Below are 15431 nucleotides of genomic sequence, written 5' to 3'. Positions count from 1 at the left end.
AAACGATATAAGATTATGTCAGCACACGCAGATATTCACGCACACGACGACGATCACGGACATCATCATAAAGAAACATTCGTGACTAAGTATATATTTAGTCAGGATCATAAAATGATTGCCAAACAATACCTAATTACAGGTACTATAATGGGTGTTATAGGTATTTTAATGTCTATGATGTTTCGTATGCAAATTGCATGGCCTGAAGAGCCAAATGTACTTTTTGAAGCATTATTAGGTAAATGGGCACCTGAAGGTGTAATGGATGCTGATATCTATTTGGCATTAGTGACCATTCATGGTACTATAATGGTATTCTTTGTACTAACTGCAGGTTTGAGTGGTACATTTAGTAACCTTTTAATTCCCTTACAAATTGGTGCTAGAGATATGGCATCAGGATTCTTAAACATGGTATCTTACTGGTTATTCTTTTTATCTAGTGTTATCATGGTGTTGTCATTATTTGTTGAAGCTGGACCAGCTGCAGCAGGATGGACAATTTACCCTCCATTATCTGCATTACCAATGGCTCAAGGTGGTTCAGGTGCTGGTATGACTTTATGGTTAGTATCTATGGCAATATTTATTGCGTCATCATTATTAGGATCGTTAAACTATATTGTTACAGTACTTAATCTTCGTACTAAAGGAATGTCTATGACAAGATTGCCTTTAACTATTTGGGCATTCTTTATTACAGCTATTATTGGTGTAATTTCATTCCCAGTATTATTATCAGCTGCTTTATTATTAATAATGGATAGAAGTTTTGGTACATCATTCTTCTTATCAGATATTTTTATTCAAGGTGAAGTACTGCATTATCAAGGTGGATCTCCAGTATTGTTTGAGCACTTATTCTGGTTCTTAGGTCACCCTGAAGTGTATATTGTATTATTACCAGCACTAGGTATTACTTCAGAAATTATAGCGACTAACTCACGTAAACCTATCTTTGGTTATCGTGCCATGGTAGCCTCTATTTTAGCAATTGCATTCTTATCTACAATTGTTTGGGGTCACCATATGTTTATTTCTGGTATGAATCCATTCTTAGGGTCTGTATTTACATTTACAACTTTATTAATCGCGATTCCTTCAGCTGTTAAAGCATTTAATTATATCACTACACTGTGGAAAGGTAATCTGCAAATGAATCCAGCAATGCTGTTTTCAATAGGATTAGTTTCTACATTCATTACAGGAGGTTTAACAGGAATTATCTTAGGAGATAGTGCGCTTGATATTAACGTACACGATACGTATTTCGTTGTAGCTCACTTCCACTTAGTAATGGGTATTTCTGCACTTTACGGAATGTTCGCTGGTATTTACCACTGGTTCCCTAAAATGTTTGGACGTATGTTAAACAAACGTTTAGGTTATGTTCACTTCTGGACAACTGCAGTATGTGCTTATGGAGTATTTTTCCCAATGCACTTTATAGGTATGGCAGGATTACCAAGACGTTATTATACTAACTCTGCATTCCCATTGTTTGATGACTTAGCAGATGTTAACGTTATTATTACTGTATTCGCCTTAGTAGGTGGTGTATTCCAGTTGGTATTCTTATACAATTTCTTTTCTAGTATTTTCTTTGGTAAGAAAGCTGAGAAAAACCCATGGAAATCTAACACTTTAGAATGGACTACTCCAGTTGAACATATACATGGTAACTGGCCAGGAGAAATTCCTCATGTTCACCGTTGGGCTTACGACTATAGTAAACCAGGGCATGATGAAGATTATGTGCCTCAAAACGTGCCAATGAAAGATGGCGAAGAAGAACTTCAACATTAATGAATTCTTGATAGAGCAAGAATCTTAAAAGATATTAAAAAGCCTTTCTGAAATAGAGAGGCTTTTTCTTTATATTTGTTTAGTATGAACGAAAACCTAGATCCAACAAACGAAAACTTCACACCAGAAGAGCTGGATGTTGAAAAGAAATTAAGACCCTTATCTTTTGAAGATTTTACTGGTCAAGATCAAGTATTGGAAAACCTTCAGGTCTTTGTTAAAGCAGCTAATTTGCGTAACGAAGCATTAGATCATACACTATTTCATGGACCTCCTGGATTAGGGAAAACAACTTTAGCACATATTTTATCTAACGAGCTTAATGTTGGTATCAAAGTAACTTCAGGGCCTGTGTTGGATAAACCAGGTGATTTGGCTGGTTTGTTAACCAATTTAGAAGAGCGTGACGTACTGTTCATTGATGAAATTCATAGATTGAGTCCCATTGTTGAAGAGTACCTTTACTCTGCAATGGAAGACTACAAAATTGATATTATGATTGAGTCTGGACCCAATGCAAGAACAGTACAAATCAATCTTAATCCGTTTACATTAGTTGGTGCAACCACTCGTTCAGGGTTATTGACTTCTCCTATGCGTGCGCGTTTTGGTATTAGTAGTAGGTTACAATATTATAATACCGAACTATTAACAACCATTGTACAACGTAGTGCATCAATATTAAACGTGCCAATTTCTATGGAAGCTGCTGTAGAAATTGCAGGTAGAAGTAGAGGAACTCCTAGAATTGCCAATGCTTTATTACGAAGAGTTAGAGACTTTGCTCAAATAAAGGGTAATGGAACAATTGATATTAAAATTGCACGATTTGCTTTAGAAGCTTTAAATGTGGATGCGCATGGACTAGATGAAATGGATAACAAAATTCTATCCACTATCATTGATAAGTTTAAAGGTGGACCAGTTGGTATCACTACTTTGGCTACTGCAGTAAGTGAAAGTGCCGAAACTATTGAAGAAGTTTATGAACCCTTCCTTATTCAACAAGGATTTATAATGCGTACACCTAGAGGACGAGAAGTGACAGAACAAGCTTATAAACACCTTGGAAGAGTAAAAGGCAATATACAAGGTGGTTTATTTTAGATGAGTGTTGTAAAAAACATACCAGAGGTTTCAACCTTTACTTTTTTAAGGCAAGCAATATCTATACTTAATAATCCGCTACCATTCCATCATAAAAACTTTGAACGTTATGGAGACACATTTAAACTAAATGTAGGACCCAAAAATTATGCTATATTTTCTCGTGATGCAGAGCTAGCTGAATATGTATTGCAGAAAAACTGGAAGAACTATAAAAAATCACCTATTCAAACTAAAGATCTTGCAAAGTATTTAGGTCAAGGATTACTCACAGCCGAAGGTGACCATTGGCGGACACAACGAAAACTTATTCAACCAGCATTTCATAAAAAGCACATTGAACATTTACTAACAGTCATAAAACAAACTATTGTAGATGAATTAACATCAATTGAACCTAATAAGGATATTGATGTTTTACCAATGTTTAGCAATTTAGCGTTTAAAGTAGTTGTAAAGGCATTGTTTAGTAATGCAGCATCTGACAGTGAAATTAAACTACTCCAAGATGTGACCGAAGAAAATCAAGAAATGTTAGTGAAAGAATTAAGACAACCTTACTTGGCTTGGTATTTTAAACATTTCGGAATTATTGAAAAACACTTATCTCGCTCAAAAGATTCAAGAGATGTTTTGCAAACTATTATTGATAAGCGTAGGAATTCTTCCGTAGAGTATAACGATTTGTTAGATATGCTCTTGCAGACACGTTATGACGATGGCTCTCAAATGAGTGACGAACAACTTATAGATGAGATTTTGGTTTTGTTTGTTGCAGGACATGAAACAACAGCAAATGCCCTAAGCTTTGCAGTACAATTATTAGCACAACATCCTAACTGGCAAACAAAAGTAGTAGAGCAGTATCAACAAGTATTAGAACAACATGATACAGATATAATGTTTGCAATTGCTATGTCAGCTTATGCTAAACAAGTGGTTGAAGAAACTCTAAGACTGTATCCACCAGCATACTTTATAGATCGTGTTAATATTGAAGATGATAGTTTTAAAACCTATCAGTTTAAAAAAGAAAGTAGTATTTTATTATCTATTATAGAAATTCATAAACACAAAGACCTGTGGGAAAACCCAGATGAGTTTAATCCCAATCGTTTTTCTCCTGAAAAAGCTAAAAGCTACTCCTCACAGTATTTTCCTTTTGGAGCAGGACCAAGAAAATGCATAGGAAACAATTTTGCTATGTATGAAATGATTATAGCCATTTCAGAAGTATTACTTAGGTTTGAAATTCTTCCAACTAAAGATACCATTGAAATAAATCCATTAATAACGCTTAAGCCTAAAAATGCCATTGTTAGGCTTCAACCGAGAGCTTAATGAACAGCCAAACTTCAAAATATACAAAGCTTATAAAAGAGGAATCTAAAAGGTTAGGTTTTTTATCGTGTGGTATAAGTAAAGCAGAGTTTTTAGAAGCAGAAGCACCTCGTCTTGAGAAATGGTTAAACGCGAATATGCATGGTGAAATGCGTTATATGGAAAATCATTTTGACAAACGTTTGGATCCAACAAAACTTGTGGATGGTTCTAAAAGTGTAGTATCGTTACTACTTAATTATTTTCCTTCCCAAACTCAAAACACCGAAAGCTATAAATTGTCAAAATATGCTTACGGAACCGATTACCATTTTGTAATAAAAGATAAATTAAAACAACTATTACAATTCATTCAAGACGAAATAGGTGAAGTGTCAGGACGTGCGTTTGTAGATTCAGCACCAGTTTTAGATAAGGCTTGGGCAGCAAAAAGTGGATTAGGTTGGATAGGTAAACACAGCAATTTACTAACCCAAAAAGTAGGCTCGTTTTATTTTATTGCTGAATTAATTATCGATTTAGAATTAGATTACGATTCACCAACTACAGACCATTGTGGGAGCTGTACTGCCTGTATAGATGCTTGCCCAACAGAAGCCATTGTAAAACCATATGTGGTAGATGGCAGTAAATGTATTTCGTATTTAACCATTGAGTTAAAAGATAATATTCCATCAGACTTTAAGAATAAAACCGACGATTGGATGTTTGGTTGCGATGTGTGTCAAGATGTTTGTCCATGGAATCGATTTTCAAAACCACACAATGAACCATTATTCAATCCACATCCTGAACTATTAGAAATGACCAAGAAGGACTGGGATGAAATTACAGAAGACACTTTTAAAAAGGTGTTTAAAAAATCAGCAGTAAAACGCACCAAGTATTCAGGACTTACACGAAATATTAAGTTTTTGAAAGATTAGAGTTTCATAGAAAGGATTACTACATTTGTAAATTCATATTAATCCAATTTTTATATGAGTAAACAAAGCAAACGTCGTGAGGCTTTGGTGTATCACGCCAAACCAACTCCAGGAAAAATTAAGGTTATACCTACCAAAAAATATGCAAGCCAAAGAGATTTGTCATTAGCATATTCACCAGGTGTTGCAGAGCCTTGTCTTGAAATTGCAAAAGATAAAAACAACGTCTATAAATATACTACTAAAGGTAACCTTGTTGCCGTAATCTCTAATGGAACAGCTGTTTTAGGACTAGGTAATATTGGTCCTGAGGCTTCTAAACCTGTTATGGAAGGTAAAGGTTTGCTGTTTAAAATATTTGCCGATATTGATGTATTTGATATTGAGGTAGACACCGAAAATATTGAAGAGTTTATTGAAACGGTTAAAAATATTGCGCCAACCTTTGGAGGTATTAACCTTGAAGATATCAAAGCTCCCGAAGCCTTTGAAATTGAACGTCGTTTAAAAGAGGAGTTAGATATTCCTGTAATGCACGACGACCAGCATGGAACAGCTATTATTTCTGCTGCTGCATTAATAAATGCATTGGAGCTAGCAGAAAAGAACATTGAAGATGTTAAAATAGTTATTAGTGGAGCAGGAGCTGCTGCAATATCATGTTCGCGTTTGTACCAATCGTGTGGTGCAAATCTTGAAAACATGGTTATGTTAGACAGTAAAGGTGTTATCAGAAAAGACAGAGAAAACCTTACAAAAGAAAAAGCTGAGTTTGCTACACACAGGAAAATTGACACCTTAGAAGAAGCAATGAAAGATGCTGATGTGTTTATAGGACTGTCAACATCTAACATCGTAACTCCCGAAATGCTTAAGTCTATGGCAAAAGACCCAATAGTTTTTGCTATGGCAAACCCAGATCCTGAAATTGCTTACGATTTAGCAATAGCTACTAGAGATGATATAATTATGGCTACAGGACGTAGCGATCATCCTAATCAGGTAAATAATGTACTTGGCTTCCCTTTTATTTTTAGAGGTGCTCTAGATGTAAGAGCTACCAAGATTAATGAAGAAATGAAAATGGCTGCTGTACTTGCATTAGCACGTTTAGCAAAAGAGTCAGTGCCTGAGCAAGTTAATATAGCCTACGGAGAAACGCACTTAACCTTTGGTAAAGAATATATCATTCCAAAACCTTTTGATCCAAGATTGATTGGAGAGGTTCCTCCTGCTGTGGCAAAAGCAGCTATGGAAAGTGGAGTTGCTCAAGAGTCTATCGATGATTGGGATAAATACAAAGAGTCACTATTAGAGCGTTTAGGAGCAGATAATAAGATTGTACGTTTACTTGTCAATAGAGCAAAACTAAACCCAAAACGAGTGGTATTTGCTGAAGCTGACCAGCTAGATGTATTAAAAGCTGCTCAAATAGTTTATGATGAGGGAATTGCGCATCCTATTTTATTAGGAAGACGAGATGAAATTGAAAAACTTAAAGAAGAAATTGAGTTTGATGCTGATGTTCCAATTATCGACCCTAAGTCAGATGAAGAGTTAGAGCGTAAAAATAAATATGCCGAAGTCTATTGGCAACAACGTAAACGACGTGGTGTTACATTATATTCTTCTCAAAAAATCATGCGCGAGCGAAACTATTTTGCAGCAATGATGGTTAATACAGGAGATGCTGATGCTTTAATTTCTGGTTACTCTAGAAGCTATCCTTCAGTAGTAAAACCTATGTTAGAGCTTATAGGTTTAGCTAAGGGAGCATCGAGAGTAGCGACTACTAACTTAATGATGACACAACGTGGACCAATGTTTTTAAGTGATACCTCAATAAATATTGACCCTTCATCTAAAGACTTAGCAAAAATTGCTCAAATGACTTCTAAAGTAGTAAAAATGTTTGGGATGGAACCTGTAATGGCAATGGTGTCGTATGCCAATTTTGGTTCGTCAACAAATGAGCGTGCATCAAAAGTAAGAGAAGCAGTGTCTTATTTGCATCGTTACTATCCTGATATGATTGTAGATGGAGAATTGCAAACCGATTTTGCTTTAAACAGTGAGATGCTACAAGATATCTTTCCGTTTTCAAAATTAGCAGGCAGAAAAGTAAATACACTCATTTTTCCAAATTTAGATTCTGCAAACATCACCTATAAACTGCTTAAAGAACTTAATAAAGCGGACTCAATAGGACCAATAATGATGGGAATGCGTAAGCCTGTTCACATCTTACAATTGGATGCAAGTGTAGATGAAATTGTAAACATGACAGCTATTGCGGTAATTGATGCTCAGCAAAAAGAAAAGTGGGAGTTAGAAAACCAATCGACCAAGTAGATTTGTAATGCAAATAATTTTATTACATTTGAGAGGTTAATTAAGGATTAGTTAATGATTACACATATTCAAGGGAAACTTGTAGAGAAAAACCCAACTGATGTTACGATAGACTGTAATGGAGTGGGCTATTTGCTTAATATTTCGCTACACACGTTTTCTCAAATTCCAGATAAAGAGCATCTTAAGTTGTACACGCATCTTCAGGTTAAAGAAGATTCGCACACGCTTTTTGGATTTTCATCATTAGCTGAACGTGAAATTTTCAGATTACTTATATCGGTAAGTGGTATAGGAGCTAGTACTGCACGTACTATGTTGTCTTCGTTAACACCCAAACAAGTTAGAGAAGGAATAGCTATGGAAGATGTGGCTCTAATCCAATCTATAAAGGGTATTGGAGCCAAAACAGCTCAACGAGTTATTTTGGATTTAAAAGATAAAATTTTGAAAGTGTATGATATTGACGAACTTTCGGCCCCAAAAAGCAATACAAACAAAGATGAAGCGTTATCTGCTTTAGAAGTTCTAGGATTTGCTAAAAAACAGTCTGAAAGAGTTGTAGATAAAATTATATCCAATCAGCCAGATGCAAGCATTGAAGCAATTATAAAAGAGGCTTTAAAAAACTTATAATCAATTTGAGGACAACTAACTATACTTTTAAACCGACATTATTACAATACCTGCTTTTTAGTTTAGCTATGCTGTGCAGCACTTTTGCGTTTTCACAAGAAGATGCTGAAGAATCTGATACAACAAAAACAGGGTATGCCTTAGGAAATATAAAAATGCCAAATCCTAACAGCATTGTTTCAAAGTATACATACGATCCTTTAACTGACAGATACATTTACACTGAAAAAGTAGGCGATTTCAATATCAATTATCCAATTATTCTAACACCTGCTGAATATCAAAGATTAGTAATACAAGAGCAGTTAAGGAACTACTACAAACAAAAAATTGATGCTGCTGAAGGTAAAAAGGAAGGGACTGAAGAAGAACAAAAAAACTTATTACCAGAGTTTTATGTAGACTCAGGTTTTTTTGAAACTATTTTTGGAGGTAATACCATCGAGGTAGTTCCTCAAGGTTCGGTTGAAATGGACTTAGGAGTATTGTTTACAAAGCAAGATAACCCTTCATTTTCACCAAGAAACAGAAGTAATTTCACCTTTGATTTTGACCAACGTATAAGTTTAAGTTTATTAGGTAAAGTAGGTACAAGATTACAGGTAACTGCAAATTATGATACCGAGTCAACATTTGATTTCCAAAACTTAATAAAGTTAGAATATACACCAACCGAAGATGATATTGTAAGAAAAATTGAAGTTGGTAACGTAAGTATGCCGCTTAACAGTTCATTAATTACTGGAGCGCAAAGTTTATTTGGTGTAAAGACCGAACTTCAATTTGGTAAAACAAGAGTCACAGCAGTTTTTTCTGAACAGAAATCACAGTCGCAGTCAGTAGTAGCTCAAGGAGGAGGAACACTTGAGGAGTTCTCGTTTTTTGCAAGAGACTATGACGAAAACCGACACTTTTTCCTTTCGCAATATTTTAGGGAAACGTATGATGCGTCTATGATGCGTTACCCATACATAAATAATAATATTCAGATTACTAGAATAGAGGTTTGGGTAACTAACCGAAGCAATCAAACTGATAACGTAAGAAACATTGCTGCTTTTCAGGATTTAGGAGAGTCTGAAATTGTCGGTTCTGGTGTAAACATACTAAACCCAGGCGCACTGCCTGATAACAGTAATAATGGTTTTGACCCGACAAATATAGGTGGAGCTGGTTCTAACCTTAATGATTTAGTAAGAGATATTACCACTGTAGAGCAAGGTATTAATATTCCGGCAAACGAAGGTTTTGACTTTGGAAAATTAGAAAATGCACGTAAGTTAGAAGAAGGGTATGACTATACGCTAAACACACAGTTGGGTTACATCTCATTAAATCAAAGGTTGCTAAACGATGAAGTGTTAGCAGTTGCTTTTCAATATACTGTTGGTGGTCAAGTATACCAAGTTGGTGAATTTGCTAACGATGGTGTTGAAGCTACTGGAGTAACAACTGATACAGGTTCAGGAAACCAAGTAGTTAGTAACAATAGCTTGGTTTTAAAAATGCTTAAAAGTGCAATTACTAGTGTTGAGGAACCTATATGGGACTTAATGATGAAGAACGTGTATGACACTGGCGCTTTTCAATTAAGTCAAGAGGATTTCAAACTAAACATTTTTTATACTGAAGCGTCTCCTGTTAACTACATTTTACCAGTTGAAGGAACAACATTTCCGTTGTATGATAACAATACAACCGATCCAACAGACGATTCAGTTATTAACGAAACACCTTTAATTAGACTATTTCACTTAGATCGACTTAATTACAATAATGACCCACAATTGCATGGTGATGGGTTCTTTGATTTTGTTGAAGGTCAAACTGTTTTAATGCAAAACGGAAAAATAATATTCACTAAGGTAGAGCCATTTGGTAAATACTTATTTGATGTGTTAGACGACCCAAGTAACCCTGGTGACTACGATGCTGATATCTATACCAACGCCAACCAAGAAAAGTATGTGTATGATATTCTTTATAAGAAGACTAAAACTGCTGCTTTAGATGAAATTGAAAAGAATAAATTCCAGATTAAGGGAAGTTATAAATCATCAGGAGGTGATGGTATTCCTCTAGGAGCATTTAATGTGCCAAGAGGTTCTGTAGTAGTAACTGCTGGAGGACGTACACTAGTTGAAGGTATTGATTATACAGTAAATTACCAATTAGGACGTGTTCAAATTTTAGATGAAGCACTTAAAGCATCTAACACACCTATTAATGTGTCTGTTGAAAACAATGCAGTGTTTGGTCAGCAAACAAGACGTTTTGCAGGTGTAAATGTAGAACACCAGTTTAATGAGAATTTTGTGTTGGGAGCAACTTTTTTAAACTTAAGTGAACGACCAATAACACAAAAAGCAAACTACAATACTGAACCTATAAACAATACCATTTTTGGATTTAATGGGAATTATTCAACCGAAGTTCCATTCTTTACAAGATTAGTAAATAAACTACCAAATATTGATACTGATGTGCCATCTAATTTATCGGTTAGAGGGGAATTTGCTTACTTAGCTCCTGGAGCTCCAAAAGGAACCGACTTTAACAATGAAGCTACAGCTTATGTTGATGATTTTGAAGGTACTCAAGGAGCAATAGATTTACTATCACCTCAATCATGGTTTTTATCGAGTAGACCAAGAACTGTAAATGGAGCTGCTGAAAACGATCCTATAAACGCACCAGGTTTAGAAAATGGTTTTGATAGAGCCTTTTTAAACTGGTATACAATTGACCCAATTTTTTACAGTAGTCAAAGACCAAGTGGTATTTCAGATGATGATGTGTCAAACTTATACTCAAGACGTGTTTTCATTGACGAAGTGTTTCCTCAGGTTGATATTGTACAAGGTCAAAGTACCATTATTAATACATTGGATTTAAGATATTATCCAACCGAAAGAGGACCATACAATTTTGATCCTTCAACATCTGATGGAACAATTGATAACCCAGCACAAGCTTGGGCAGGAATTACCAGACAAATAACTTCAACCGATTTTGAACAAGCCAATGTAGAGTATATTGAGTTTTGGGTGCAAGATCCATTTTTAGATAACGAAAACAGTACAGGAGGAAAGCTCTATTTCAACTTAGGAAATATCTCTGAAGATATTTTAAAAGATGGTAAAAAGCAGTATGAAAATGGACTTCCTGAAAATGGTGATGTATCAGCATTATTAAACTCAGGAACCGATTGGGCTGTGCCACAAAACCAATCATTAATCTATACGTTTTCAACTCTAGGGCAAGAAAGAACAAACCAAGATGTTGGTTATGATGGATTTGATGATGCTGAAGAAGCGCAACAATTTCCTGCATTTGCTGGATTAGAAGATCCTTCAAATGATAACTATACCTATTTCTTAAATACATCAGGAGATATTTTTGAGCGTTACAAGAAGTACAATGGTACACAAGGAAACTCTCCTGAAACCTTTACTGAAACAAACAGAGGTTCTACAACACAACCAGATGTTGAAGATATCAATAGAGACAATACAATGAATACTATTGATAGTTATTATGAGTATGAAATTGATATTACTCCTGCGAGTTTAGTTGCAACTAATGAGCAAATTAATGATATAAAAACAAGAGATGTTGTATTGCCAAATGGAGATACAAGAGAAGTAAAATGGTATCAGTTTAGAATTCCAATTTCTGAGCCAACTTCAGCGGTAGGAGGAATTACAGATATTAGATCTGTACGTTTTGCAAGAATGTATCTTAACGGATTTACTGAAACTACAACATTGCGTTTTGCAACTCTAGATCTTGTACGTAGTGATTGGAGACGTTACACATTAGATTTAGATAACGACTCAAACAATAACAGTGCAAACCCTGAGTTTAGTGTCGGTATAGTTGGTTTGCAAGAAAACGAAGGAAACTATGTATTGCCTCCAGGAGTTGAGTTAGAACAGTTAAATAATAATAACAATATCATTAGACAAAATGAGCAATCATTAGTTTTAAATATTTGTAATTTAGAACCAACCGATTCTAAAGGAGTTTTCAAGAACATAAATGTTGACATGCGTCAGTATAAAAAACTGCGTATGTTTATGCATGCTCAAGATGGAGAAAGTGGAACTTTAGATGATGAAGAATTAGTTGGGTTTATTAGAATGGGTAATGACTTAACTCAAAACTTCTACCAAATTGAAGTGCCTTTAAAAGTATCAACAGGAAGTGTGTCTGCTACTGATGTTTGGCCTGAAGAAAATGAAATTAATATTCAGTTATCAGTACTTCAAGAAATAAAATCAAGAGGAATTTCAGCACAAACATTAAGTAACCTTGACCCTACATTCTACGATGTTATAAATGGAGAGTTAAGTGCAGATCCTGTTACTGAATTTTCACCACATACTTTAGGTCAACAGCGTGTGGCAATTAAAGGTAATCCTAACTTTGGAGATATTAGAGTGTTGATGGTTGGTGTTAAAAACATCAACCCTAACGAAGATGTTTGTGGAGAGGTTTGGGTAAATGAATTGCGTTTATCTGATTTAGAAAACGAAGGTGGTTGGGCAGCTATTGCTAGTGTTGATACTAATTTTGCAGATTTTGCAAACATTAGTGCAACAGGAAGACAGAGTACTTCAGGATTTGGTTCGGTTGAGCAACGTCCTAATGAGCGTAGTAGAGAAGATGTGCAACAGTATGATGTGGTTACTAATGTTCAGCTTGGTCAATTATTACCTAAAAAATGGGGAATTCAAATTCCATTTAATTATGCTCAGAGTGAAGAGCTTATTACACCAAAATACGACCAGTATTATAACGACCTTACGTTAGACTCAAGGATAGATGCAGCAGAAACTGAAGAAGAGCGTGAGCAAATTAGAGTACAATCAGAAAATTACACTAAGCGTAAGAGTATTAACTTTATTGGTGTTAAAAAGCAACGTTCAGCTGAAGCTAAACCACATTTTTATGATGTTGAAAATTTAACGTTCAACTATTCATACAACAAAGTAGAGCATCGAGATTTTGAAATTGAAAGATCTTTAGACCAAAACATTAGAGCAGGTGTTAACTACAACTACAGTTTTACTCCAAAACCTATTGAACCTTTTAAAAAGAACGATTCATTATTTAGAGGGAAATACTGGAAGATACTTAAAGATTTCAATTTTAATGTGTTGCCAACAACATTCTCTGTTAATACTGATATTATTAGACAATTCAATAGGCAAAAGTTTAGAGATGTTGAATTGGGAGGAGATAACATAGGAATTGAAGAGTTATTTAGAAGAAATTACACGTTCAACTTCCAATACGCTATTAACTATAATATCACTAATGGTTTGAATTTAAACTTTAGTGCTGCAAATAAAAATATTGTAAGAAACTATTTTATTGATGACCAAATTAACGGAAGTCAAGACCCAACTCTAGATGTTTGGGATGGTTTCTTTGATCTTGGAGATCCAAATATTCAAGCACAGGATTTACAGATTAACTATGACATTCCATTGTATAAAATACCAACATTTAGTTTCTTAAAGGCAACGTATTCTTATACAGCAAATTTCCAGTGGCAAAAAGGTTCTGATCTTAATACCGATTTTGAGTATACTGATGATAACGATGTAACTAGAACCTATAACTTAGGTAATTCAATACAAAATGCAAATACCCACTCTATAAATTCTACATTAAATATGGAGAATTTATATAGATATGTAGGTTTGGTTAAAAAACCAACTCGTACAAGAGCAAGAACTAGAGCGACACCTGCAGCAATAGGGAAAGATGGCAAACCAGCCCAAAATCAAAGAAATAATAGTTCTACTTCTAAAGCTGGAGCAGGAACCAAAATACTAAACGCTGGAATTGATCTTTTAACGAGTATAAAACGTATTCAAATAAATTATACTGAAAATAACGGAACATTCTTACCAGGTTATTTAAGAACACCAGGATTTGTAGGAACACTTAAGCCAACGTTTGGATATACCTTTGGTAGTCAAAGAGACATTAGAGATGTAGTAGCAAGAAATGGATGGTTAACTGTATTTCCAGAGTTTAACCAACAATATATGGCTACTACCAATAAAATATTGGATTTAGCAGCCAATATGGAGCCTATTAATGATTTAAAAATTGACTTTACTGGAAGCAGAACTTACTCTGAAAGTATGACTGAGAATTTTAGAGTTGAAGATTTAGATAATGATGGCGAGTTAGACTATAATTCATTAATTCAAAATTCATATGGTAACTTTAATATTTCTACAGCATTAATTAAAACAGCGTTTAGTAAGAGTGACGAAAATCAATCGGAAGCTTTTGATAATTTTAGAGAAAACAGACTTGTAATAGCTAATAGATTAGCGAGAAACTTTTATGGTAACTCAACTTACGATGTAGATGATGAAGGTTATCCATTAGGATTTGGTAAAAATAGTCAAGCTGTATTATTACCAGCATTCTTATCGGCATATCAAGGTACTAATCCTGATAATATTAAATTAGGAGCATTTAGAGATGTTCCAATTCCAAACTGGCAGTTAAAGTATACAGGTTTCATGAAGTTTAACTGGTTTAAAAAGCGCTTTAAACGTTTTTCTGTAACGCATGGTTATAGATCTAGTTATACAATCAATCAGTTTAGAACTAACCTAGACTATCAAGCTGCTGACCCAACTATGGATTATGCTAACCAAGATCCAAATGTGTTAGACCAATCAGGAAACTTCAAGAATAGAACAGTATTTAGTAATATAAACTTAGAAGAACAATTCAGTCCGTTAGTAAGAGTGGATTTTGAAATGAAAAACTCAATAAAAATTCTAGCCGAAATTAAAAAAGACAGAGTACTGTCATTAAGCTTTGATAACAATCTACTTACTGAAATTCAAGGTAAAGAATACATTATTGGTTTAGGATATAGAATAAAAGATGTTAGAATACGCTCTAAACTTGCAGGACCAAAACAAATTATTAAAAGTGATTTAAATATGTCGGCAGATATCTCAATAAGAGATAATAAAACCATAATTAGATATTTAGATTTAGATAATAATCAAATTACTTCAGGTCAAACCATATTAGGGTTTAAGTACAATGCAGATTATGCGTTTAGTAAAAACCTAACAGGAATATTCTATTTTGATTATACGTTTTCTGAGTATGCTATTTCTACAGCATTTCCACAAACCACAATACGATCTGGTATTACTCTAAGGTATAATTTTGGTAACTAGACATATAAAGGCTGTTAATAAAAAATAAGAG

General features: G+C 34.5%; 7 protein-coding genes. All 7 read left to right on the top strand.

Annotation, left to right across the window (positions count from 1 at the left end; all coding sequences use genetic code 11):
• The first annotated feature begins 15 nt into the window (after positions 1 to 15).
• Positions 16 to 1809: a cytochrome c oxidase subunit I gene (locus ACQ0RB_RS07380; protein ID WP_134200698.1), complete on the top strand. Its 1794-nt coding sequence runs from the start codon at positions 16 to 18 to the stop codon at positions 1807 to 1809.
• An 84-nt stretch (positions 1810 to 1893) separates the two neighbouring features.
• Positions 1894 to 2916 (top strand): Holliday junction branch migration DNA helicase RuvB, encoded by a 1023-nt coding sequence (gene ruvB, locus ACQ0RB_RS07375; protein ID WP_129760964.1) that lies wholly within the window; start codon positions 1894 to 1896, stop codon positions 2914 to 2916.
• A complete protein-coding gene (locus ACQ0RB_RS07370) occupies positions 2917 to 4257 on the top strand; it encodes a cytochrome P450 (protein WP_430497547.1) in 1341 nt (446 codons plus the stop codon).
• Positions 4257 to 5183 carry a tRNA epoxyqueuosine(34) reductase QueG gene (gene queG / locus ACQ0RB_RS07365; protein ID WP_430497545.1) on the top strand — a complete coding sequence of 309 codons (927 nt, stop codon included), beginning with the start codon at positions 4257 to 4259 and terminating at the stop codon, positions 5181 to 5183. Before ACQ0RB_RS07370 ends, queG begins: the two co-directional genes overlap by 1 nt.
• Positions 5184 to 5237: 54 nt before the next feature.
• Positions 5238 to 7535: an NADP-dependent malic enzyme gene (locus ACQ0RB_RS07360; RefSeq protein ID WP_129760967.1), complete on the top strand. Its 2298-nt coding sequence runs from the start codon at positions 5238 to 5240 to the stop codon at positions 7533 to 7535.
• A 54-nt stretch (positions 7536 to 7589) separates the two neighbouring features.
• Entirely contained in the window at positions 7590 to 8171 is a 582-nt protein-coding gene (ruvA, locus tag ACQ0RB_RS07355; protein ID WP_129760968.1) for a Holliday junction branch migration protein RuvA, read from the top strand.
• 5 nt (positions 8172 to 8176) lie between these two features.
• Positions 8177 to 15400, top strand: coding sequence for a cell surface protein SprA (sprA, locus tag ACQ0RB_RS07350; RefSeq protein ID WP_430497542.1), 7224 nt, complete (start codon positions 8177 to 8179; stop codon positions 15398 to 15400).
• Positions 15401 to 15431 lie beyond the last annotated feature (31 nt).

The sequence above is a fragment of the Gaetbulibacter sp. PBL-D1 genome, assembly GCF_050509525.1.
In the GTDB taxonomy this organism is placed as follows: Bacteria; Bacteroidota; Bacteroidia; order Flavobacteriales; family Flavobacteriaceae; genus Gaetbulibacter_B; species Gaetbulibacter_B jejuensis.
The sequence above is the reverse complement of the archived record's forward strand: the minus strand, read 5'-3'. Positions and strand labels throughout refer to the sequence as shown.